The 21,365-nt window shown below is 52.0% G+C and carries 24 protein-coding genes, 1 pseudogene and 1 riboswitch; of the genes and pseudogenes, 19 read left to right on the top strand and 6 right to left on the bottom strand.

Translation table 11 applies throughout. The features are described 5' to 3' along the window. Window positions 1–19: 19 nt before the first annotated feature. Both VN24_RS00765 and VN24_RS00760 read right to left on the bottom strand, forming a co-directional pair. Window positions 20–1,066: an aromatic ring-hydroxylating oxygenase subunit alpha gene (locus VN24_RS00765; protein ID WP_045668863.1), complete on the bottom strand. Its 1,047-nt coding sequence runs from the start codon at window positions 1,064–1,066 to the stop codon at window positions 20–22. Between the two features lie 150 nt (window positions 1,067–1,216). Then, window positions 1,217–1,777, bottom strand: coding sequence for a phosphoribosyltransferase (locus tag VN24_RS00760; RefSeq protein WP_045668862.1), 561 nt, complete (start codon window positions 1,775–1,777; stop codon window positions 1,217–1,219). A gap of 113 nt (window positions 1,778–1,890) precedes the next feature. Next, window positions 1,891–1,994: riboswitch (purine riboswitch) on the bottom strand. Window positions 1,995–2,312: 318 nt separating this feature from the next. On the opposite strand from VN24_RS00760, the gene tnpA reads away from it, so the two are divergent. The 6 genes and pseudogenes from tnpA to VN24_RS00730 all read left to right on the top strand — a co-directional run. Next, window positions 2,313–2,645, top strand: coding sequence for an IS66 family insertion sequence element accessory protein TnpA (tnpA, locus tag VN24_RS00755; RefSeq protein ID WP_045668861.1), 333 nt, complete (start codon window positions 2,313–2,315; stop codon window positions 2,643–2,645). After that, window positions 2,639–2,992, top strand: a complete 354-nt coding sequence (gene tnpB, locus VN24_RS00750) for an IS66 family insertion sequence element accessory protein TnpB (RefSeq protein ID WP_045668860.1) — start codon at window positions 2,639–2,641, stop codon at window positions 2,990–2,992. Before tnpA ends, tnpB begins: the two co-directional genes overlap by 7 nt. Before the next feature lie 68 nt (window positions 2,993–3,060). Next, complete coding sequence (tnpC, locus tag VN24_RS00745) at window positions 3,061–4,638, top strand: IS66 family transposase (protein ID WP_045668859.1); 1,578 nt, start codon at window positions 3,061–3,063, stop codon at window positions 4,636–4,638. Window positions 4,639–4,919: 281 nt separating this feature from the next. Then, window positions 4,920–5,909 (top strand): NAD(P)-dependent alcohol dehydrogenase, encoded by a 990-nt coding sequence (locus tag VN24_RS00740; protein WP_045668858.1) that lies wholly within the window; start codon window positions 4,920–4,922, stop codon window positions 5,907–5,909. 270 nt (window positions 5,910–6,179) lie between these two features. Beyond that, window positions 6,180–6,614, top strand: coding sequence for a DUF6326 family protein (locus VN24_RS00735; protein WP_045668857.1), 435 nt, complete (start codon window positions 6,180–6,182; stop codon window positions 6,612–6,614). A 167-nt stretch (window positions 6,615–6,781) separates the two neighbouring features. Further along, a pseudogene (locus tag VN24_RS00730) lies at window positions 6,782–7,232 on the top strand (transposase); the annotation flags it as partial. Between the two features lie 191 nt (window positions 7,233–7,423). Here VN24_RS00730 and VN24_RS00725 read toward each other — a convergent pair. Further along, on the bottom strand, window positions 7,424–8,923 hold the full coding sequence (locus VN24_RS00725; protein WP_420798590.1) for an MDR family MFS transporter: 1,500 nt from the start codon (window positions 8,921–8,923) through the stop codon (window positions 7,424–7,426). A gap of 146 nt (window positions 8,924–9,069) precedes the next feature. On the opposite strand from VN24_RS00725, the gene VN24_RS00720 reads away from it, so the two are divergent. After that, a complete protein-coding gene (locus tag VN24_RS00720; RefSeq protein ID WP_045668855.1) occupies window positions 9,070–9,954 on the top strand; it encodes a TetR/AcrR family transcriptional regulator in 885 nt (294 codons plus the stop codon). Window positions 9,955–10,049: 95 nt separating this feature from the next. Here the strand turns inward: VN24_RS00720 and VN24_RS26700 are convergent, their stop codons facing one another. Further along, window positions 10,050–10,205, bottom strand: a complete 156-nt coding sequence (locus VN24_RS26700) for a DUF1540 domain-containing protein (protein ID WP_082083542.1) — start codon at window positions 10,203–10,205, stop codon at window positions 10,050–10,052. Between the two features lie 168 nt (window positions 10,206–10,373). Here VN24_RS26700 and VN24_RS00715 point away from each other — a divergent pair, with 168 nt between their 5' ends. The 8 genes from VN24_RS00715 to VN24_RS26105 all read left to right on the top strand — a co-directional run bounded on the left by VN24_RS00715 (window position 10,374) and on the right by VN24_RS26105 (window position 14,012). Further along, complete coding sequence (locus VN24_RS00715) at window positions 10,374–10,766, top strand: phage holin family protein (protein WP_045668854.1); 393 nt, start codon at window positions 10,374–10,376, stop codon at window positions 10,764–10,766. A gap of 159 nt (window positions 10,767–10,925) precedes the next feature. Beyond that, the gene (locus VN24_RS00710; protein ID WP_045668853.1) at window positions 10,926–11,309 is read left to right on the top strand and encodes a cupredoxin domain-containing protein; all 384 of its coding nucleotides are present in this window, start codon (window positions 10,926–10,928) and stop codon (window positions 11,307–11,309) included. Between the two features lie 28 nt (window positions 11,310–11,337). After that, on the top strand, window positions 11,338–11,487 hold the full coding sequence (locus tag VN24_RS27550) for a hypothetical protein (protein ID WP_158453628.1): 150 nt from the start codon (window positions 11,338–11,340) through the stop codon (window positions 11,485–11,487). A gap of 35 nt (window positions 11,488–11,522) precedes the next feature. Continuing rightward, a complete protein-coding gene (locus VN24_RS00705; protein ID WP_045668852.1) occupies window positions 11,523–11,810 on the top strand; it encodes a Dabb family protein in 288 nt (95 codons plus the stop codon). A gap of 138 nt (window positions 11,811–11,948) precedes the next feature. Further along, window positions 11,949–12,368, top strand: coding sequence for a DUF86 domain-containing protein (locus VN24_RS00700; protein ID WP_045668851.1), 420 nt, complete (start codon window positions 11,949–11,951; stop codon window positions 12,366–12,368). Continuing rightward, entirely contained in the window at window positions 12,365–13,012 is a 648-nt protein-coding gene (locus VN24_RS00695; RefSeq protein ID WP_338012213.1) for a helix-turn-helix transcriptional regulator, read from the top strand. The genes VN24_RS00700 and VN24_RS00695 overlap by 4 nt, the downstream gene beginning before the upstream one ends. A gap of 128 nt (window positions 13,013–13,140) precedes the next feature. Further along, complete coding sequence (locus tag VN24_RS00690; RefSeq protein WP_045668850.1) at window positions 13,141–13,656, top strand: hypothetical protein; 516 nt, start codon at window positions 13,141–13,143, stop codon at window positions 13,654–13,656. 2 nt (window positions 13,657–13,658) lie between these two features. Then, a complete protein-coding gene (locus tag VN24_RS26105; protein WP_052702716.1) occupies window positions 13,659–14,012 on the top strand; it encodes a YtxH domain-containing protein in 354 nt (117 codons plus the stop codon). Between the two features lie 74 nt (window positions 14,013–14,086). Here the strand turns inward: VN24_RS26105 and VN24_RS00680 are convergent, their stop codons facing one another. Then, window positions 14,087–14,920 (bottom strand): helix-turn-helix domain-containing protein, encoded by an 834-nt coding sequence (locus tag VN24_RS00680; RefSeq protein ID WP_045668849.1) that lies wholly within the window; start codon window positions 14,918–14,920, stop codon window positions 14,087–14,089. A 138-nt stretch (window positions 14,921–15,058) separates the two neighbouring features. Between VN24_RS00680 and pyk the strand changes: the two genes are divergently transcribed. After that, window positions 15,059–16,474 carry a pyruvate kinase gene (gene pyk / locus VN24_RS00675; protein ID WP_045668848.1) on the top strand — a complete coding sequence of 472 codons (1,416 nt, stop codon included), beginning with the start codon at window positions 15,059–15,061 and terminating at the stop codon, window positions 16,472–16,474. Between the two features lie 198 nt (window positions 16,475–16,672). Here the strand turns inward: pyk and VN24_RS00670 are convergent, their stop codons facing one another. Further along, window positions 16,673–17,587 carry a helix-turn-helix transcriptional regulator gene (locus VN24_RS00670; RefSeq protein ID WP_045668847.1) on the bottom strand — a complete coding sequence of 305 codons (915 nt, stop codon included), beginning with the start codon at window positions 17,585–17,587 and terminating at the stop codon, window positions 16,673–16,675. A 224-nt stretch (window positions 17,588–17,811) separates the two neighbouring features. Here VN24_RS00670 and melA point away from each other — a divergent pair, with 224 nt between their 5' ends. From melA to VN24_RS00655, 3 genes are all read left to right on the top strand, one after another. Beyond that, window positions 17,812–19,113 carry an alpha-glucosidase/alpha-galactosidase gene (gene melA / locus VN24_RS00665; protein ID WP_045668846.1) on the top strand — a complete coding sequence of 434 codons (1,302 nt, stop codon included), beginning with the start codon at window positions 17,812–17,814 and terminating at the stop codon, window positions 19,111–19,113. Window positions 19,114–19,279: 166 nt separating this feature from the next. Continuing rightward, a complete protein-coding gene (gene racE / locus VN24_RS00660; RefSeq protein ID WP_045668845.1) occupies window positions 19,280–20,089 on the top strand; it encodes a glutamate racemase in 810 nt (269 codons plus the stop codon). Window positions 20,090–20,360: 271 nt separating this feature from the next. Further along, window positions 20,361–21,308, top strand: coding sequence for a M14 family metallopeptidase (locus tag VN24_RS00655; protein ID WP_045668844.1), 948 nt, complete (start codon window positions 20,361–20,363; stop codon window positions 21,306–21,308). Window positions 21,309–21,365 lie beyond the last annotated feature (57 nt).

Below are 21,365 nucleotides of genomic sequence, written 5' to 3'. Positions count from 1 at the left end.
CGGTTTCCTCATGCTCCAGTTAGGATGTATACGACCGGCCCAGTCCCAGGTCGGTAAGGAGCTGTCTATACGCAATGGAGGTGCGGTCTGCCGGAATATGCGCTTCCGCCTGCAGATCAAGCGGAAGGTCTTCCGGCGTCTGCGCTTCGACCATATCCGCGTCTTCCCTGAAGATTTGCAAATTGAACTTGATCGTGTCCTCTTCGGGCACGTGCTTATCGAAATTGCGCGTAATCGGGCAGAACAGCCGGGTGTAGCGGGCCGATACCGGGGACGCACAGTTCAAAATCATCAGCTTGCCGTCATCCGGAAAATGTACCGTAAGTCTCGCTGCAAACGGCGGGAACACACGGAATTCACGGAGCCACTGGAAGCCTTCCGGTGCTTTGTTCGCAGATCCGACCGCATAATTGCTGACGGTGCTCCAGTATTCGGCCAGGAGCTCGTTGCCCTCGCGCTTCACTTTATACTGGGGAACGTAAGCGTTGTTCGGATCCGCAAATGATTTCGTGTGTACATGAGCGAAGTGCGATACGTCCAGAAATCCTTCCATTTGACGTCCTGCCGAACCGGCAATGTCGAAGCTTGGCACCAGTACGTTGACATAGTCCGGGTCATCCCAGCCGGGCAATGCCGGAATATTTTCTTCCGTTGCTGCAAGGGAAGTCCAGATGAGGCCGTACCGTTCAACGGCCGGATAGACGATCAGTTTCAGCTTCGGTGAAATCTTCGCATCCGGGTGCGCCGGAACAGCCGTGCAGGCGCCTTCGCAGTTATAGCGGAAGCCATGATAAGGACAAACGATTTCTCCGTTCTCCACCCAGCCCTTGCTTAAGGGTGCGCCGCGATGGAAGCAGAGGTCGCGGGCAACGACGACCTTTCCATTGCTGCGGTAGCATACAAGTTTGACATCAAGCAGCTTGACGCCAACCGGTTTGTCGGCCACTTCGCTTGCTTGCGCGATCGGATACCAGTATTGGGCCAGCACGTGCCAATCTTCCGGCAGAAAGGTGCAGTCGCGCGGCAATTGAAGTTCAGGTGTTGCAGTTGTATTTTCGGTTTTCATTTACGGTCACTCCTATTCGTTTTTTGCATGGAAAGTGCCGGGTCGGCGTTTCATCCATGCGCTCATTCAAATGTTCTTCAAGCACCTCACGCAGTTGCCCGCGCGAGGTGTGACAGCGCGTGATGGCTGTCCACCTTTAGATTCTAGTGTTTATACTTTGCTGAGAACGCGTACCGGAATGCCGAAATCCTCCTCAAGCTGCCGGTAATGCTCTCCCTTGGCGAGGATCGCCTGTACACCGACAAGCTCTATTCCCATCTCTTTCATTTGAACCGCTATCGAACGGATTGTAGCTCCCGAACTGACCACATCATCAACGATCAAAACACGGTCATTTTTCTTGAAGCCGTCAAAACAAATATAGTTCTCGTTATAAGCGGTCTCCCGTTTGACGCAAAGCTGAAAGTCCTCGTATAATTCCGTGCTCAGTCGTAAAATGTTTATCGGTCTCTGCAGCTTGTAAGCGGCCAGCATGCCCCATGTATGGCCTCCGGGCTCGGGCGAAGCGATATAATCGAATTCGGGAAAATGTTCCTCAATGCTTTGGGTCAGGCTCTCGGTAATTTCAGTCATCAGCTCAGGGGCGATATAGGTTCCGCGTTCCCCAAAAGGATACAGCTTAAAATGATAGACAGTGCCATTGTCTTTCATGATTTGGACTGTCTTGGCCGAACGAATCACTTCATTCAGCTTGGCATACGTGTTGTTCATCTTCATTCTCACCTCGGGAGTAGTTTGGGGATAGCGCAAAAAGCCCCAGGAACAAGAGGCGCAGTACAAACAGCCTGTCCGTATGAACGCAAAGATGCATCCTCGAACAAGAAATCGGTACAACGGCCTCTTGTAGCCTGGGGCAATTTAGGGTTGCCTGGTCGAAACGCTCAAACCGTATTAATGAGCTTATACAAGAGATGTTGCGCTATTCAAATGTGATATTTCATAACTTCAATGACTTGAAAGTATGATAAACCAATGTTTCAATGCTGTCAACAGCATTTTTATGTGAGTTTATATAACGCATTTGGGAGAACTGCGGATGTCCTGTTTACGGCAGGAATGTCTTTGCCTCGGAGCGGCCTAGCCGCCGTATTGGGAGCTGACGGCGCCAGTCACCATACTCAAACCCGATCGGCCCTATTTATTTCTCTTTTATTAAAAAATTGTAAGCGTCAAACCCAGCACACCTTCAAGAACCCAAATATACATGAGACAATGAAGGCATCCCAATTAAATTGGAGGTTGCCTTATGACAACAAAAGAACAACGTCGCAAGGATTGGTCATCTCGTATCGAGGATTATCGAACGAGTAATCTTTCAATGGCAGCTTGGTGCGATGCTCAACAAGTAACCAAAGAGCAGTTGAAGTACTGGCTCCGCAAACTAAAAGTAGTTTATTCAGATGCTGATGGCCCTGTCACTCCTAGCTGGGTTCCGCTAAAGGTTTCCGATCCAATCCAATCTATTACCCATGAATCTTCACTTGTCGTTCGTATCGGTTCAGTCCAAATTGAGATCCGTCCTGGCTTTGACCAACGGTTGCTTAAAGAAGTTGTGCAGTCACTGGAAGAGCCATGTTAACATTATCCAGCGTCCAGCATGTCTATCTTGCCACAGGATCAACAGATCTGCGGAAGTCTATTGACGGATTAGCCGCAATCGTGCAGGAAGGCTTTGGACTCAATCCCTTTTCTTCATGCTTGTTTGTTTTCTGCAACCGCGAATGTAACAAGATCAAGATTTTACACTGGGAGCACAACGGTTTTTGGCTGTTTTACCGCAGACTTGAACGAGGCACGTTTCAGTGGCCGAACGAAAGCGTGGGTACCGCAACCATTACCTCCCGCGAGCTTCGCTGGCTGCTGGATGGACTTTCGCTTAGTCAGCGTCAGGCACATCCAATAGTTACGGCTGATTCTGTCGTATAACTCAAATGTTCGCTGTATCGCCATACCTTGCGGCAGGGATGATGCGACATTTTCCGAAAGTATACGATATGGAAAATCGAGCGGAAAACTTAACAACAATCGAAAAACTGAATCAGCGAATTGCTAAGCAGGAACAGCAAATTTCTGAGCTTACTGCTTTACTCAGGTGGTATGAGGAGCAGAACCGTCTTGCGAAACAAAAACGTTTTGTTGCATCCAGTGAGAAGACGAACCCGGACCAATTGGAACTGAATTTGTTCAACGAAGCCGAGGTGCTTGCGACACCTGAAGGACAAGAGCCACAGATGGAGCAGGTGACCTACGAGCGCCGGAAGACGACCGGTAGGCGTGAAGTAGATTTTGATCGGTTACCGATTGAAACGGTGACTTATGAACTCAATGAGTCGGATCAGGCCTGTTCGTGCTGTGGCGGTTCGCTCCATGAAATGAGCACCGAGACACGCAGCGAGATCGCCATTGTGCCGCCTCAAGTCAAGGTCATCCGCCACGTGAGGCAGGTTTACTCCTGCCGATCATGCGAGTGCAATGACATTCATACACCTATCATCACGGCACAGATGCCAAAGCCTGTCTACCCGGGGAGCCTAGCTTCGCCGTCAATTCTGGCGCATGTGATGTGCCAGAAATATGTGGAAAGCTTACCGCTTTATCGGCAAGAACAGCACTTTGCTCGTCTAGGCTTCACATTGTCCCGGCAAACGATGGCGAATTGGATGATCTACGGAGTGGAGAAGTGGCTGACGCCAGTGGTTATCGCCATTAAAGAATACTTGCTGAAGAAAGATATCTTACATGCTGATGAGACCACGTTACAAGTGCTGCACGAGCCAGGCAAATCGGCCGAATCGAAATCCTATCTTTGGTTATATCGCAGCGGACGCGGAGAAGACCCAGCTGTTGTGTTCGATTACCAGAGAACCCGAGGAGGCGAGCATCCGCGAAACTTTTTGGCTGGATTCAAAGGCTATCTGCATGTCGACGGTTACACAGGGTATCACAAAGTGGCCGATGTGACACTTGTCGCCTGCTGGGCACATGCACGGCGTAAATATGACGAGGCTTTAAAGGCGGCGCCGCCAGAGGCAAGGAACAATCCGGAAACGGTAGCGAAGCAAGGCCTGAAGTTCTGTAATGAACTCTTTGCCATTGAGCGGGATCTGAAGGAAGCATCGCCAGAGGAACGCTATACCGCACGGCAGGAAAGAAGCCTTCCTGTGATCGAAGCTTACCAAAATTGGCTGAAGCAACAGCGGTCCCGAACGTTACCTAAGAGTTTGACAGGACAAGCAATCGCCTACAGCTTAAATCAATGGGAAAAGCTGGCGGCATACCTTGCTGACGGACGACTCGAGATCGACAACAACAGAAGCGAACGGTCGATTAAACCTTTTGTAATAGGCCGGAAAAATTGGCTCTTTGCTAACACCCCGCGAGGCGCAAAGGCCAGTACTAACATTTACAGCGTTGTCGAAACTGCAAAGGAAAATGGACTCAAGCCATTCGACTACTTGAAGTTTCTCTTTGAACAGCTGCCTCAGCTAACAGGTCAGCTCGATCCGCAGGCGCTAGAGCCATTCATGCCATGGTCAGCCTCGCTGCCAGCGCATTGCCGGCTAAAGTCTTAAACAGCAGATATTTCTCTCTCTCCCCTCCTAAGATGGGGGCTGTTTGAGCTTCAATTCAAAGGAGAAATCAATTTTTCGCTTTCTTTACTTTAGATGGCGCCACCATCTGTTTGGATTTTGCATGCTAAGTGTAACCATTAGCCACCATGCCAGACAGGGGTGGTTTTTTCATTTTGGAAGATGTTTACTTATTTATTTTTTTTAAGAAACCATACTTTAGTAGGTAGTGAGGCCTTACACAATTCGTTATGTTTAATCTATGTTCAGTGGAAGGAGAGTCAATGAAAGCAATTATACAAGAAATATATGGACCTGCTAGTGTGTTAAAACTAGTTGAAGTGAAAAAGCCTACGCCTAAAGACGATGAGGTGCTTGTGCATGTGAAGGCAACATCCCTTAATGCTCCGGATTGGCGTCTTCTAAGGGGTAAACCGATGATGATGCGCTTAAGTTCAGGGATCTTTCACCCTAAGCACATCATAAAGGGCACAGATGTCTCTGGGATTGTTTCTGAGATGGGCAAGGGTGTGACGCGGTTTAAAGTTGGCGATGAAGTGTATGGAGATTTAGCGGATGCAGGGTTTGGCGCCTTTGCAGATTATGTCAGCGTCAAAGAAACACTACTGGTCCATAAACCAAAGCGCTTAAGTCACTTAGAAGCAGCGTCGCTACCTCTAACTTCCGTGACAGCCCTTCAAGGAGTAAGGGATCTCGGAAAGTTGCAAAAAGGGGAGCGGGTTCTTATTGTCGGTGCTTCTGGTGGTGTAGGGAGTTATGCACTGCAGCTAGCTAAATATTTCGGCGGTTATGTGACGGCGGTGACAGGTACAAAGCATGTCAAACAAGCAAAAAATTTGGGAGCTGATGCCGTTATAAACTATTCGATGGCGCCTCTTGACACCCTAAAAGCTCAATTTGATCTGATTATAGCCATAAATGGCTATAATAGTCTGTCAACGTATCGTAAGCTTTTAGCGCCTCGAGGTCGATTTGTCATGATTGGTAGGAAATCTATCAAGCAAATTCTTCAAATTACAGCCTTTGGTGGCATGTTGTCCAAAAAGGATGGTCAGAGCTTTAAAGGCTTATTATCAAAGCGCTGTGTTGAAGATCTAGCCTTTATCGCAGTTCTGATGGATGAAAAACGCTTAGTGCCGGTTATAGAAAAAGAAATCCAATTTCATGAGATCCCAATAGGGCTAGAAGAGCTTGAAAAAGGTCATTTAGGTGGCAAAGTTGTAGTATGGGTAAATCGAGACGAACAGCTCTAAGGTATGGCTCAGCCCTGTTAGTTTGGTTTTCTTCTGCAATATCTTAATGTCTATAGTACCGTGGATGCCATGTTATTGTTGTGAGCGTGTTGTGAATAATGGGTACGTTTTTATCAAGTGTGTTGAGAAAGGAGCATGAAAAATGTTAAAATGTAGAAGTAACTACTTGAATTCTTCGTAGGATATGCGAAAATATCGAATTATTATGGTTATCGTAAAATGACGTGGAATATAGGGATTACAACTTTTAATTTATGAATGGAGATTAATATGAATACACAAAATAAAGCACAAAATGCACTGGAAGACATCAAAGTCAGTTCGAAACTGAAGATTGCTACGCTGTGGGCGAGTTTTATGTTTCTCTATATTTATGTTGATTATTTCGCCTTATATATGCCGGGCAAAATAGAAGGTATTCTGGCAGGAAAAATATTTATATTTGACATTTCATATGTCTTTCTATTGATAGCACTGATTTCGGTAACAATTCCAGCTCTTATGATTTTCCTTTCTGTTGCCCTGCCGGCAAAAGTAAGTCGCTGGGCAAATATCATTATTGCCGCGGTGTATATTCCCTATACATTGTTTAATTTGACAGGAGAGGCTTGGGTGCACATGGTGTTTGGCGCTGTTGTAGAAGTCGCTCTTCTTTGTCTAATTATCTGGTATGCATGGAAATGGCCTTCTTCGTTGGCCAAATAGAAACAATAATAGCGGGACTAAGGGGCCACTGAAAAAGTTCAAAAGTACGAAAACATGCAGGCTGTCGAGATTGTTTCGGCAGTCTTTTTTAATTGTTCAAATGTTTAATGCGGCAATGCGTTAATGTGGTATAATAATAGTATATAATGGCGAAGGGGATTAAGATCATGTTCCAGCCTCAAATCTCATTTGCATACAGCCCTTACACGGCGCTATACGACCTCATCGTGCCTAAGGATAACATGCTGCGGCAGATCAACGAACTGGTGGACTTCTCCTTCGTCTACGACGAACTGAAAGCAAACTACTGCTTGGATAACAGCCGCAATGCCATCGACCCTCTGCGGATGTTTAAATATTTGCTCCTTAAAGCTATTTTTGAGCTATCAGATGTGGATCTGGTCGAGCGCTCCCGGTATGATATGTCGTTTAAATACTTCCTGCAGATGGCGCCGGAAGAAGCGGTCATTGACCCGAGTTCACTTACGAAGTTCCGTAAGTTGCGGTTAAAGGGTCTGAAACTACTGGATTTGTTAATTGGTAAAACCGTCGAACTGGCGATCGGACAGGGCGTTCTAAAGAGCACCTCCATCATTGTAGACGCGACGCATACAAAAAATTCGGTGAGAAGGTGCGCCGGAAAAGAGGGAGTGGAGCGGATGGTTTGGAATCGGAGAAGCGTAAGCGTTCGCTTTTGTCCACGAATCATAACCCTGCAAGGGGTATGATTCGTGGACGGCGGCGATCGGAGATCCGAACGATCCGCGAAGCGACCGCTGTTCCGCACGACGCCTATTCCGCCGCAATTTTCAGTGCCCCATCATCATGGCCGCATCCGGTTTGTCCGCGCTGTCGCCCGTCTGCTCCTCCGGTTTCACTTTCGGTTTGCGGAGAATAAAGCTTAACAGAAAGCCCGCGATCGCGATAAAGGCCGTTAACAGGAACGTATCCCCGTAGGCGTCGACGGCAGCGTTCAGCGGATTGGCGTTCTGGCCGGCTGCTGCCATATGGTCGGTGATGCGGGAAGTGAGAAATCCCGTCAAACCGGCAACCGCAAACGAGGTAACGACCTGCTGGGCCGATGTCGTCAGCGGGGTGACCCGGTTTACCAGCTTGCGCGGCGCGGCGTTAAGTACGTGCGTATTGAGCGACATCATGGAAAGCCCCATGCCGGCCCCCATCAGGATGAGCGGAATGATGATCATGATCAGCTTCGTGTCAATCGTGATACGCGCGAGCATCAGCATCGAGGCGCTGATAACGCCGAGACCGATCAATGCCAGCGGTCTGGCGCCGACCTTGTCGAACAAGCGACCGCCGATCGGCATAAAAATCGTGGAGGCCAGCGCTTGCGGCAGCAGGATGATGCCGGTCTCCAGCGCGGAGTAGCCTCTTGCCTCCTGCAGAAACAGCGGAATGAGCAGAATCGATCCGAACAGCGCGATTTGCGCAATCCACAGCAGCAGCACGCCGCGGGTAAAATCGGTAGAAGCGAATACTCGAAGCTCGAGCAGCGGCTGTTTCTGGCGGAGCTCCACGAAGATGAACAGAAGAAGTGCAATGCCGCCGACAATGAGCCCCGTCAGCGTCGTGTTGGCCGTCCAGCTCGTGCCGCCTTCGCTTACGCCGTAAGCGAGCATGGCGAACGCGATCGGTGCGAGAATCATGCCCAGCACATCGAGAGCCGGCGTTTGCTGACGTTCCACATTCGGCAAAAACCGGATGCCGACGAGTAAAGCGACAATGCCGATGGGCAAATTAATAAGGAAAATCCAATGCCAGGAGGCATATTCCACCAGCCAGCCGGACAATATCGGTCCGAGCGCGGGCGCAAGCAGCATCGGGACGCCCAGCATGCCCATTACGGCGCCTCTCTTCTCGGCAGGGGCAAGACGGAATACCATGGCCATCCCGATCGGGGCCACCATCCCGCCGCCAAGGCCTTGCAGTACGCGGTAAAAAATAAGCTGTTCCGGAGTTTGGGCGATGGCGCACAATGCGGAGCCGATCGTAAAGAAAGCAATCGTGAGCAGAAAAATCCGCTTTGCACCGAAACGGTCCGTCATCCATCCCGCGAGCGGAATGACGGCCGACAAAGCGAGCGTATAGCCGGTAACGGTCCATTGGATCGTTTTCAAGCTGGCGTTCAAATCCGAAACGAGCGTCGGAATCGCAACGTTAACGACCGTACTGTCCAGAATGACCATGATCATTCCGATAATGACGGCAAGCAGCGGCGCAATAATCGCTTTAAGCGAAAATTCCGGTGCCGCCGCTGTAGAAGGTACCGCTTTCGACATCGCCTTCATTTCTCTCCCTTATTATAGTCTCCCGGCCATGCGCAAGCATTTTTGACTGAAGGTTTTTATAAAAAACTTGCCAGTCAGAGCCGTTGAAGTTATTCTCTCTAAAAGAGGGATGAATGTCAAATCTTTTTTTGAAAGGCTGATGGGAATTGAGTATTACGAAGCAGACCGTCATCGAATCCGCCATCCACTATTTTTCCACGAAAGGCTATCAGGCGACGTCGATCCAGGACATTGCCGACGATTGCGGCATCGGTAAAGGGTCGCTTTATAAATTTTTTTCCTCCAAGGAAGAGCTGTTTATCGGCATATTGGAGTATCTTCACCATCAAATGTTTCAGAATGTGGAGCGGATCACCGGCGATCCTTCCCTCTCCAAGCGGGAGAAATTTGAAAGGGAGATCGCGTATCAGATCGAATTTTTTATCAGCCACAAGGTTATTATGTCGGAGATTCATTCGATGGCCATTCATGATAAACAGAAATATGCCGACCGTTTCTCGGAGCTGCGCAGCAATACAAGCCAGTATTACAAGGACAGCCTGCTCCGGGCGTACGGGCCCGAAACGGAACCGTTCATTTGGGATCTGGTCGCCATCTACTTCGGTATTATCAAGGAATATGTGTTTCTCATTATTTTCAACAACCAACCGCTCGCCATTGATGAATTGGCGGCATTCGTAGCCGACCGGCTGGACGACATCGCTGCCGGCATGCTTAGCCGCGGCGCCCGCCCGCTGCTCGGCGAATCCGCCTTTCACGTCAGCGGACAACCTGGGTCGCAGTACCAGGAGCAGGCTATGCTCCGGCGCAGAACGGAACTGCTGGAGGCGCTTGAATCGCTCATTCAGAAGCTGCCGGTTCGCATTTCCCGCCGTGACGAGCTGCTTGAGGCTGCAGCCGGGCTGCGGACGGAGTTGGAGGGCGGCCAGCCGAAGCCGGTTATGGTCCATGCGCTGCTGCTTTATTTGGAGACGGAGCATGCGCTGGCGGGTATCGTTAAACAGCTTGCCAATGTCATCCATTTACGCTGAAGAAGAAGGTTTGATAATAATTATCAATACTGGTCATAATAAGTAAAAAGAAAAAGGGAAGGGGTGCGGGAGCCCCTTCCCTTGCAACAGCAGCTTTACACCTTCGGTTCGAACGTTTTGCAGTCGGTTTCTTCGGAATTGCGTGCATGGTTGCCGCGGTGGCTGACCACATAGATAGAGGAAGCCGCGCATTTGTTTCCGTTGCTCCAATATTTGCAGGAGTTTACTTCGCACAACACATCTTTCGCCATGTCCAACACCTCCTTTCTATTTCAGAATGGTCGATTTGGGCATCGTTTTATACCTGTTTTTTTAAGGGAGCGAAAAGGAGCGGTTTTTTTCCGCAGCAGGCATTGTGACGTCAACCTTTAATTTCGGCGCATATAGTAAGGTAAAGCGCTGAAAAGAGGTGACGTGGAATGCCGCTGTTTGCCGCGAACTCCATATGTGCGCTGCTTGGTTCGATCGTAACCTTTGCGTTTGGGGGGTGGCAGGAATCGTTAACGCTGCTGCTTGTCGCAATGGGAATTGATTATGTAAGCGGGGTGGCCGCCTCCATTAAAGAGGGCAAAGGGCTGAGCAGCGTGTTCGGGTTCTGGGGATTAACGCGCAAGGGACTGGCGCTGCTTATTATTTTGCTGACCCACCGGGTTGACGTTCTGATGGGTTCCGGTGATATGGCGATGGGCGCGGCCATTTATTTCTATACATCCAATGAATTCATTTCGATTGTTGAGAACTACGGCCGAATCGGGCTGCCGCTTCCGGATGTCATCCGCGAAGTGATAACCAGTCTAAAAAAAAGCAAGTAAAATCATGTTCACAAAACGTTCAACAATTTGTCACCAAATCAGAAAATTTCAAACGGAGTTCCAGATTCATATTGAGAACTTCGCCTGCTGTTCGGTAATATAGAAAGCGAGTGGTGAATTTTTTTTCGCATTTATCTGACGGAAAAAGGGGAGCTCTCCATGCACAAGTGGTTGATGCTTGTCGTTCTGCTCGCTGCCTCCGTGCTGAGCCTTTACTTGCTGACTTTCGGACTTCCACAGAAGCCGGAGGACGAAACGGCAGGCTTAGAGGCGGGAGTCGAACTGTTAAAAGTAAGCGCCTCCAAAGACTTCGTGTTCGACAAAAAGGAATATACGGTGAAAGCGGGACAAAAGTACAAGCTCGTCCTGGTCAACAAAAGCGGCAGCCACGGTCTGGCCATCCCCGACCTGGGCATCGACCTGAAGGAAGACAAGATGGAAATGGAAATTACATTTGAAGAGCCGGGAAGTTACGAAATGGTCTGCTCCGTCATGTGCGGCATCGGACACGCGGATATGAAATCGGTGCTCATTGTTCAGTAATCGCTTTCAATAAGGAAATCTTTGCCTAATGAGACGCTTATCGCGATTGCGAAGCGTCTTTTTCCCTTTTTCCGGGACGAACGATTGCGGCTGCAGGCCGTTCTTTACAATTGCCGAATCCGGCAGCTTGGGGTATGATGTGACAAAAGGAGAAGTCGTCCGAATAGGCGGCGCCTAACCCCGGTTGTTCAACCTGTTTAAAGGAGCGAACTTATGATTACCCATATTGTATTCTTTCGGTTAAAAGACCGCAGCCCTGAAAGCGTGGCGCGCACCGCTGCCGTTCTTCGGGATATGGAAGGCAAAATCGATGTGCTGCGCTATTTGGAAGTGGGCACCGACGTTGTTCATTCCGAACGTTCCTACGACATTGCGCTGGTGTCCAAATTCGATTCGCTGGAAGCGCTGGGCGAATATACCGTTCACCCCGTTCATCAAAAAGTGATTGCCCATATGGCGGAAGTCCGCGAGTCGTCGGTTAGCGTCGACTACGAAGTTTAAGGAGATGCCGCGATGGGTGAAGACTTCTATCAGCTGATTACGTATCTGTTCGTATTCTTCACCAGCAGTATTGTTATGATCGTTTGGCTGAAACGCAAGGCGAAAAAAAAGAATTCCTAAAGGCAGGCGCATAACGGAATGTATTACGTAAACCGGGAGCAAATCATGCAGCGGCTCGCGGCGATTCCCGAGACGGTCGATGCGTTTGAGCACCTCTCCCGGGAATGGGACGGCACCTTGCTTCAAGGGCTTGCCCAGGAGCGGGCGCTGCATCTGGCCATTGAAAGCGTGACGGATGTCGGCAGCTGTTTGATCGACGGCTTCTTGATGCGCGACGCCAGCAGCTACTCAGACATTATTGAAATCATTCGCGACGAGGGCGTAATCGGCAGCGATTTGGCCGAGCCGCTCCTGCTGCTTGTAGCGCTGCGGAGGCCGCTCGTTCAGGAGTATTACGCTTGGCGGCGCCGGGAGCTGCATCCGCTGACAGCGCGGCTGGGGCCGCTGCTGGTTCAGTTCCGCGATGAGGTCGAGCGGTATTTGGAGCGTGAGCTATGACAATGTCCAGAGAAGAAGGAGCGACCCGAAGAGCGATCTTGAACTTGCTCAAGATCGGCGGAACGAAGAGTGCGGCCGACTTGTCGCAGCAGCTCGGTTTGACGGAAATGGCGGTTCGCCGGCATTTGTACGCTCTGGAGCGGGACGGGCATGTCCGGATGCAGCCGCTCAGACAAGGAACCGGAAGGCCGGTTCACCGGTACGGGCTGACGGAGCAATCAGGCGAACTGTTTCCGAAAAATTATGCCGCACTCGCCCTTGATTTGCTTGGAGAGGCGGCCGCGAAGGACGAAGCTGCGATTGAGCTCATGTTCAAGGGGCGCGAGCACAAGCTGCTCGGACGCTATAAACCGAGAATGGACGGCAGGCCGCTCCGCGAGCGCGTCGCGGAGCTGGCCGAGATCCAGAACGCCGCGGGATATATGGCGGTGCTGGAGGAGAAGGCGGCAGGCAGCTATGAGCTGCATGAGTATAACTGCCCGATCTCTCAGGTGGCCGATACGTATCAGCAGGCCTGCAATTGCGAGCTATCGCTGTTTGAGTCGCTGCTGGAGGCGGATGTGGAGCGACGGGAATGTTTGGCCAAGGGCGGCACAAGATGCACGTATACGATTAAAGCGAAAGCGTTGGAATGCGACCGTTAGAGGAGCCGGATGAACCGGGGAATCTGACGGTCTTTTTTTTGCAGATAGTTGTGTCAAGCCAAGCCCATCCTGCTTATACTGTCAGTAGAAAAATGGGCTATCGTCCAAACCGGATGGAGGGGGAAGCGGTGAACAACGTTACGGTCCTCGCCGTTAGCGCTGCCGTCGCGGCGCTCGCCATAACCGCTGCATGCGCAGGGCTGCTGATCGCGCTGCGCAGAGCAGTCGCGGCAGCCGCAGCCGTTCGCACTGCCGCGGAAGCGGCGCTTGCCGAGCTGCGGGTTTTGGCTGCCGAAGCGGGCGGGCTCGTGGAGCCGGCGGCCAAAACGCTGCGCACGGCGGAAACGCAGCTGCAGCGGCTCGAGCCGCTGCTCTCGGCAGCCGGCTCGATCGGCACAGCCGCCGAGCGGACATCCGCCGCCGCCAGTAAGCTCGCGGATGCCGTATCCGAGACGGCGGAGTCGGCCTCGCGGGAAGCGCAGCGGGCGGCCGGCAAGTACCGCCGCCAGATCGGGGAAGCGATCGGCATCGCCGAAGCGGGCTTGACCGCCTGGCAGTTTCTGCAGAGCAAACGGCTCGAGCGGGCAAAGTCCTCACCATCCGGTACGGAAGGAAGGCACACCGACAACGAAAGGAGCGACTAATAATGACAAAAGTAAAAGAAAAGAAAAATAACTTTGTGTGGGGTGTACTCGCGGGGGGGCTGCTGGCATCGGCGGCATCGCTGCTGCTGGCGGCCAAATCCGGCCGCGAGCTGCGTGGCGACATTGCCGAAGGAGCAAAAAAAGCGAGCGATGCTGCAGGGAAGTTCGCCGGTAAGGCGAAGGGAGCTGCGGACACCGTTATCAACTCCGTCAAGGAATGGCGCGACAAAAGCGGGAAGGCTGAGACTTCGGAGGAAATTACAGTCGTTGACAAAGCAGCCGCCATCTCCGATGAGACTGACGCGACAGAAAGCGGCAGCACGGACAGCAAGGATAAAGAGACGCCCGGTATTTGACATCATCTTCAGCCCTCTTTGGCCTGCGTCCGAAGGGGGCTGAAGTCTGTGCGTGACGGGATAAAAGACGGCGTTTATGACCGTTCCTTCAAATAATCGGACGGTGTGCGGCCGTTGATTCGCCTGAACATTTTTTGAAAATAAGAAACGTCTTGATACCCCAAATAGCGGGAAATTTCCCCCACGTTCAGCAGCGATTCCGTAAGCAGGTACAGCCCCGTTTTCATCCGGACGGCATGCACGTAACCGCTGATCGTTTGTCCCGTCACTTCTTTGAACAGCATCGCCGCATGATTGGGACTTCTGCCGATCGCCGCCCCCAGATCCTCTTTGGTTACTTTTTCCCGGTAATGGGATGCGATGTACGATTTCATCCGGTCGACCTGCTTGATCTTGTTAGGCACGTGCGGACCGCGCTGAAGCTCGCGGTTGAACAGCGCCATAATTTCCATCAACAATGCGCAGCCGCGCATTTCATAATAGGGACCTTGCTCCTGAAACTCCGCCTGCAAAATTTTAAACCGTTCCAATATGAGATCGTACATGCCCGCCTTGCGCTTGAACCATGCATCCGCGTAAGGCACGTCAGGCGGCTTATTTCCCGGGTTGCCGGTCGGCTGCACATCGTGGACTTCCGGAGAAATCCGGGGCAAGGAAAATTCGGCCGTATATTTCTCGTGGACGACCGTAGGCACGCTCTTGCCGTAATAAGCGCAGGTGGAGGGGATAAACAGCAGATCTCCGCGCTCGGCAATTACTTTTTCGTTGTCGATCCAATAGACGCAAGTGCCGTAAGAGACGAGCACGAGCTGGCCCGACAGGTCGGTTTGATCGGAAGGAATTTCCGCGCTTCTCTCCTCATACCAGTCCATTCCTTGCTCTTTTGCGATTTTCCATCGGGTCAGCATATCGGCCTCCATTAATCGTACTATAGTACATTTACCATACTATATTTCATCGCGGTTTGTACATAACAGCAGTACAATAGGATCAGCCTATGAAAGAAATTTAGAAGCCATGATGAACGTAATCAAGGAGGAAGCAACATGCGTAAAACGAAAATTGTATGTACACTGGGACCATCCAGCGAATCGATTCCGGTATTGAAGCAGCTTATGGAGGCCGGCATGAACGTTGCCCGTCTCAATATGGCTCACGGCGAGCTGGAGGATCATGCGGAGCGGATTCGCAGAGTCCGCCAAGCATCCAAGGAGACCGGAATTTTCGTGCCGGTGCTGCTTGACATTAAAGGGCCGGAAGTTCGGATCGGAAAGCTGAAAGAAGCTTCCTGCGTATTGAAACAGGGCGGGACGCTTGTGCTGACAACGGAAGAAATCGAAGGGGATGCGGAGCGCATTTCCGTAAACTATAAAGGACTGCCTAAAGATGTAGCCGTAGGCAATACGATCTTGATCGACGACGGCTTGATTGAGCTGCGCGTGAACAGCGTATCCGCTACTGAAGTTCACTGCGAAATCATTAACGGCGGTACGGTGAAACCGCGCAAAGGCGTCAATCTGCCGGGTATCCGCACTTCGCTGCCTGGCGTAACGGAGCGGGACGTCCGTCATATCCATTTCGGCATTGAGCAGGGAATCGACATTATTGCCGCTTCTTTTGTGCGCAAAGCCGAAGACATTATGGAAATCCGCCAATTGCTGGAGGATAACGGCGGCGCCCATATCCAAATTATTTCCAAGATCGAAAATCAGGAAGGCGTAGACAATCTCGATGCGATTATCCAGGCTTCGGACGGCATTATGGTCGCGCGCGGAGATTTGGGCGTTGAAATTCCGGTGGAGGACGTTCCGGCGCTGCAGCAGGAAATGATCTCCAAGTGCAACTTGGCGGGCAAACCGGTTATCGTGGCCACGCACATGCTGGAGTCGATGCAGGTTAACCCGCGTCCGACCCGGGCGGAAGTCAGCGACGTTGCCAACGCGGTGCTGCAAGGTACCGACTCGATCATGCTTTCCGGCGAGACGGCTGCAGGGAAATATCCGGTCGAATCGGTGCAGCGGATGGCAAGCATCGCGGTTAAAGCCGAGTCGATGATCGATGCTAAAGCCCAGTTCCGCGGAAGACGCTCGCTGCATACGACGACCACGACAGAGGTGATCAGCCAGGCGGCGGTCAGCTCCTCGCTCGACCTTGGCGCCAAGGCGATCCTGACGCCGACCGAAGGCGGATATACGCCTCGTATGGTATCGAAATACCGTCCGCAAGCGCCGATTATTGCCATTACGCCGAATGAAAAAGTATTGGCGAAGCTTTGCCTTCTGCGCGGCGTCATTCCGGTGCTGGGAGAGAAAGCAAGCTCAACCGATGAAATGCTGCAATCGGCGATTGTGGGCGGCAGCAAGACCGGTCTGTTGAACGAAGGCGATTATGTCGTTATTTCGTTTGGCGTACCGAGCGGCACAAGCGGCACAACGAACCTCATTAAAATTCAACAGGTTTAATCATCTTGTAAAATGAAGCCGCTGTGCATTCCATAATAGCGGATAAGACAAGCTCGGCTAACGTATAAAGCGCTGCTGCTGCTTGAACCGCGTTCGGCTGGCCGGACCGGCTGAAACGTTGAACCCCCTGACATTCCAACAGACGTCAGGGGGTTCTTTGTATTTTATACCAGCCGCCGGCATCATCAACTTGGCAACTTATTTTTGTTGGAGATCGCTGCCGGGTTTAACGTTTTGCGCGCTCCCGGCGGAGCCGGACAATGATCGCCGGTAATCCGTCGGGGACAGTCCCGTAGCTTTTCGGAACTGGCGGGAAAAGTAGAGCGGATCGGGATAGCCGGAAGAAGCCGCTACCTGCTCAATCGTAAGTCCGGTATGAAGCAGCTCCTTCGCTCGTTCCATCCGGATTTGCAGCAAATACTGCATGGGGGACAATCCGGTGATCCTGCGAAAAATTTTGCTAAGATGCGTCCGGTGATAGCCGAGCGAATGGGCCATCTGCTCGACGGAAATCGGCTGCACATACTGGGTCTGCAGCCAACGGGCCGTCTGCTCGACAGCTTTTTCCGCTTCGGTCACCAAAGAGGCGGATGGCGGCAGGCTGCCTGCATTTAACCGTCCGAATTCACCCAGCAGCACCCGCAGCCAGCCGCCGGATTCCAGATCGGCCAGCGGATCGGACGCATAATTGTCCAAGCTACTCCTGATCGATCCGTAAATGACAGCCAGTTTGCCCGGCTCGGCCCCGCCGAACACCGGCTGGTCGGGCCCAATGCCTGCGGCGGCGAGCAGCTTCATTGCGGAGCGTCCTTGAACGGCGACCCAAAGATACGTCCACGGCTGCTTCCCGTCCGCTTCGTAACTGAACAGCACGTTTGGAAAAATGACGAACGTGTCGCCGCTGCTTATCCGGTATTTGCGGTTCCCGGTTTCAAAGCTTCCGTATCCGGACACGACGGTGTGGATCAGGATATAATCGTGAATTGCCGGCCCGATCCGGTGCAGCGGATGGGGACTGGCCGCGCCGCTGAACAGCAGATTTAGTTCCGATTCCCCGCCCCGGACCGGATTAATGTGAACTCTAAACTCGTAATGCTCCGGAAATTCCAACATCGGCACGCTCCTTTCCGTTGTTAGCTGCAAAGGGCCGGATCAACATGCGCAGCCGAAACGTTTATGCAGCCCTTCCATTAATTTTCAGAGTATACGAAAAAACGACAAATGTCCATGTTTAAATGGCATCCTTCCATAGCCAGTTTTGTCCCCGGTATTTTATAGTGTAAGAAGAAAAACCTTATATTACAAACTATCAACCACGAACCGGGAGGGTATTCATCTTGAGTAAAATTGTTTTTCTAGGTGCAGGAAGCACGGTGTTTGCTAAAAATGTACTGGGTGACTGCATGCTGACCCCGTCGCTCCAAGAATTCGAAATCGCGCTGTTCGATATTAATCCGGAGCGTCTGCGCGATTCGGAAATTATGCTGAACAATATTCGTGAGACGTCCGGCAGCAGCTGCCGAATCAAATCTTATTCGGACCGCAAGGAAGCGCTGCGCGGTGCCAAATATGTCATCAACGCCATTCAGGTCGGCGGTTATGATCCGTGTACGATTACCGATTTTGAAGTACCGAAGAAGTACGGCCTTCGTCAGACGATTGCCGATACGCTCGGCATCGGCGGCATTTTCCGCAACCTGCGCACCATTCCGGTGCTGGATGAGTTCGCTGCCGATATCCGGGAAGTGTGTCCGGATGCGCTGTTCTTAAACTATACGAATCCGATGGCCGTACTGACCAACTATATGAATACGTACGCAGGAGTAAACACCGTCGGGCTCTGCCACAGCGTGCAGCACTGCATTCCGGGCCTATTTGATTCGCTTGGCATCGATAAGGAAGGCGTCAAAGCGAGAATCGCCGGCATTAACCATATGGCCTGGCTGCTCGAAGTGTCGAAGGACGGAGTCGATCTGTATCCGGAAATCAAGCGCCGCGCACGGCAAAAGCAGGAGGAAGGCAAGCATTGGGACATGGTCCGCTACGAGCTGATGTTCCGCTTCGGCTACTATGTGACGGAATCTTCCGAGCACAATGCGGAGTACCACCCGTATTTCATTAAGCGCAATTATCCGGAGCTGATCGAGAAATTCAACATTCCACTTGATGAATATCCGCGCCGCTGCGTCGACCAAATTGAGAGATGGACAAAAATGCGCGACGAGCTGGTCGAAAACAAAAATTTGGAGCATACCCGTTCCCATGAATACGCGTCCTACATTCTCGATGCGATCGAGACCGACGTTCCGTTCAAAATCGGCGGCAACGTCATGAACACCGGCCTCATTACGAATCTGCCGCGCGAAGCGTGCGTCGAAGTGCCGTGCCTCGTGGACCGCAGCGGCATTACGCCGACTTATGTCGGAGATTTGCCGCCGCAGCTGGCCGCGCTAAACCGGACGAACATCAACACGCAGCTGCTGACGCTCGAAGCGGCGGTTACGAAACGCAAGGAACATATCTACCATGCCGCTATGCTGGACCCGCACACGGCCGCTGAGCTGTCCATCGACGATATCGTCGCTCTGTGCGACGATCTGATCGAGGCGCACGGCGACTGGCTGCCGAAATTCAACTAAACATCTGCGAAGGCTTCATGGCTGCCGCCTTTTACGGGCGGAGCCGTGAGGCCTTCTTTTCTTGAACCTTGTCCCCAATTGGACTAATATGAAGGTACGTTTTATTATCGGGATTCATATGCTATCCTGATCTTCATCTTAATTTGTTCAAGAAAGCGGTGTGTTTGTGCAAAGACCGATAGCCATACTCGATTCCGGCGTAGGCGGGTTGACCGTCGTCAAAGAAGTGATGCGGCAGCTTCCGCGCGAGAAAGTCATCTATTTCGGTGATACGGCACGAACCCCTTATGGGCCCCGGCCCGCTGACGAAGTGCTGCGTTTCACGCGGGAAATCGTCGACTATTTGATGCAGTTTAAACCGAAAATGATTATTATCGCCTGCAATACAGCGACAGCGGTCGCTCTTGAGGATATCCGTTCCCGCGTATCGATTCCGGTCGCAGGTGTCATAAACCCCGGCGCAAGAGCCGCGATTAACGTGTCGCATACGAGCGTCGTTGGTGTTATCGGCACAGAAGGGACGATTCGCAGCAACGCTTATGAGACGGCGCTTAAACGAATCAAGCCCAACATTCAGGTCGTAAGCCTCGCTTGTCCAAAGTTTGTCCCGCTTGTGGAACAGGGCAACTTTCGATCGGATGAAACCTATGAAACGGTTCTCGGTTCGATCGGCCATCTTCGTGAACTTCCGATGGATACGCTAATTCTCGGATGCACCCATTACCCGTTTCTGTATGAAACGATATCCGAGGTGATGGGGCGGGGAGTTAAACTGATCAGCTCCGCCAACGAAACGGCGCGCGAAGTAAGCACGATTTTGCATGAAAGCAACCGGCTGTCCGGCGGCGAGGAGGTTCCGGTTCACCAGTTTTTTTGCAGCGGGGATCCGCGCATGTTCAAGGCGATCGCCCAGCAGTGGCTGGGGGAGCAGATCGAGCTGACGCCGGTCGTTTGGCAGGTGCCTCGCATTGGTTAGCCGGCAAAGCCGGACTCCTCTAATGAAGAAGGAGTCCGGCTTTTGTTCAAATATTCTCTGATATTTCTGTGCGAAGCGAATCTCTACTATAAATGGGACGGCGATAGCTGTTTTTGCTTGATATAGAGGCTGCCGGTGATTCCGTATCGCATGGGACTTCTTGTTGTCCGCATACACTATAACACCTAAGCGCGTGTTACCTGCGTTGCATACGGCCGTAGACCAAGAAATAATTGGGGGCTTATACACGTCGATAAAGGGGGATGTGCCGATGGATCACGGTACCGGTAAAGCTGGCGGCAAGGAATGGGACTCGCTGCAATACGGACCGGAACGTCTTGAAGCCGATGTCGAATATTTGCAGCGCCGGAATCCGTTTCTGGAAGTAAAGACGATCGGATACAGCGTTGCGGGAAGGCCGATCCGCGCCATCCGCTTCGGCTCCGGCCCGGCGCTGCTGCAAATTAACGCCTCGGTGCATGCGAACGAATGGATCACGTCGCTTCTGCTAATGCGGTTTGCTTATGAGCTTGCGGAGGCGGCGCTGCCGGAAGCTGGGGGACATGCGCAGCACGGTCAAATGCTGCCGGCTGAAGTGCTGGCAAAGCAGGTGAAGGTATGGCTCGTGCCGATGGTCAATCCGGACGGCGTAGAGCTCGTCCTGAGCGGTCCGGATCCCGCTTCACCGCTATATGCGGATCTTCTGCGCTGGCATGGACACGAGGGTTCGTTCCACGATTGGAAGGCCAATCTGAACGGGGTCGATTTGAACGATCAGTTCCCCGCGCATTGGGAAGATGAGGTCCGCCGCAGAGGACTGAATGGACCCGGACCGCGCGATTATCCCGGTTCAGCTCCGCTTAGCGAGCCGGAAGCGCGGGCGCTGGCGGACTTTACGGAAGCGGAAAATTTCGATATGGTTGTCGCGCTTCATACGCAGGGCGAGGAAATTTACTGGAATTATCGAGGGCTTGAGCCGCCTGTGTCCGAACGCATCGCCCTCCGCTTGGCCGGCGCTTCAGGTTATAACCCGGTGAAACTAACCGAAAGCGACGCGGGCTTTAAAGACTGGTTCATTCAGCGGTTTAACCGGCCGGGGTTCACGATTGAAGCGGGGCGGGGCGTTAATCCGCTGCCCGTCGAAGAGGCGGGAGCGATCTACAGCCGGATCAAACCGCTGCTTGTGGAAGCGTTGAAAGCGGCGGCCTCTCTGAAATAAGGGATGCGGCGGCAGTTATGTTATAATGGAGAGGCTAGGGACGATAAGACTTACGAA

Origin of the sequence: Paenibacillus beijingensis (assembly GCF_000961095.1) — a bacterium.
In the GTDB taxonomy this organism is placed as follows: Bacteria; Bacillota; Bacilli; order Paenibacillales; family Paenibacillaceae; genus Paenibacillus_O; species Paenibacillus_O beijingensis.
Note: the sequence above shows the minus strand (reverse complement) of the source record. Positions and strands in the feature narration are given on the sequence as shown.

Coding starts and splice junctions, on each gene's coding strand:
- VN24_RS00765 (WP_045668863.1), bottom strand. CDS start 1,066: ATGAAAACCGAAAATACAACTGCAACACCTGAACTTCAATTGCCGCGC.
- VN24_RS00760 (WP_045668862.1), bottom strand. CDS start 1,777: ATGAACAACACGTATGCCAAGCTGAATGAAGTGATTCGTTCGGCCAAG.
- tnpA (WP_045668861.1), top strand. CDS start 2,313: ATGACAACAAAAGAACAACGTCGCAAGGATTGGTCATCTCGTATCGAG.
- tnpB (WP_045668860.1), top strand. CDS start 2,639: ATGTTAACATTATCCAGCGTCCAGCATGTCTATCTTGCCACAGGATCA.
- tnpC (WP_045668859.1), top strand. CDS start 3,061: ATGGAAAATCGAGCGGAAAACTTAACAACAATCGAAAAACTGAATCAG.
- VN24_RS00740 (WP_045668858.1), top strand. CDS start 4,920: ATGAAAGCAATTATACAAGAAATATATGGACCTGCTAGTGTGTTAAAA.
- VN24_RS00735 (WP_045668857.1), top strand. CDS start 6,180: ATGAATACACAAAATAAAGCACAAAATGCACTGGAAGACATCAAAGTC.
- VN24_RS00725 (WP_420798590.1), bottom strand. CDS start 8,923: ATGAAGGCGATGTCGAAAGCGGTACCTTCTACAGCGGCGGCACCGGAA.
- VN24_RS26700 (WP_082083542.1), bottom strand. CDS start 10,205: ATGGCGAAAGATGTGTTGTGCGAAGTAAACTCCTGCAAATATTGGAGC.
- VN24_RS00715 (WP_045668854.1), top strand. CDS start 10,374: ATGCCGCTGTTTGCCGCGAACTCCATATGTGCGCTGCTTGGTTCGATC.
- VN24_RS00710 (WP_045668853.1), top strand. CDS start 10,926: ATGCACAAGTGGTTGATGCTTGTCGTTCTGCTCGCTGCCTCCGTGCTG.
- VN24_RS27550 (WP_158453628.1), top strand. CDS start 11,338: ATGAGACGCTTATCGCGATTGCGAAGCGTCTTTTTCCCTTTTTCCGGG.
- VN24_RS00705 (WP_045668852.1), top strand. CDS start 11,523: ATGATTACCCATATTGTATTCTTTCGGTTAAAAGACCGCAGCCCTGAA.
- VN24_RS00700 (WP_045668851.1), top strand. CDS start 11,949: ATGTATTACGTAAACCGGGAGCAAATCATGCAGCGGCTCGCGGCGATT.
- VN24_RS00695 (WP_338012213.1), top strand. CDS start 12,365: ATGACAATGTCCAGAGAAGAAGGAGCGACCCGAAGAGCGATCTTGAAC.
- VN24_RS26105 (WP_052702716.1), top strand. CDS start 13,659: ATGACAAAAGTAAAAGAAAAGAAAAATAACTTTGTGTGGGGTGTACTC.
- VN24_RS00680 (WP_045668849.1), bottom strand. CDS start 14,920: ATGCTGACCCGATGGAAAATCGCAAAAGAGCAAGGAATGGACTGGTAT.
- pyk (WP_045668848.1), top strand. CDS start 15,059: ATGCGTAAAACGAAAATTGTATGTACACTGGGACCATCCAGCGAATCG.
- VN24_RS00670 (WP_045668847.1), bottom strand. CDS start 17,587: ATGTTGGAATTTCCGGAGCATTACGAGTTTAGAGTTCACATTAATCCG.
- VN24_RS00655 (WP_045668844.1), top strand. CDS start 20,361: ATGGATCACGGTACCGGTAAAGCTGGCGGCAAGGAATGGGACTCGCTG.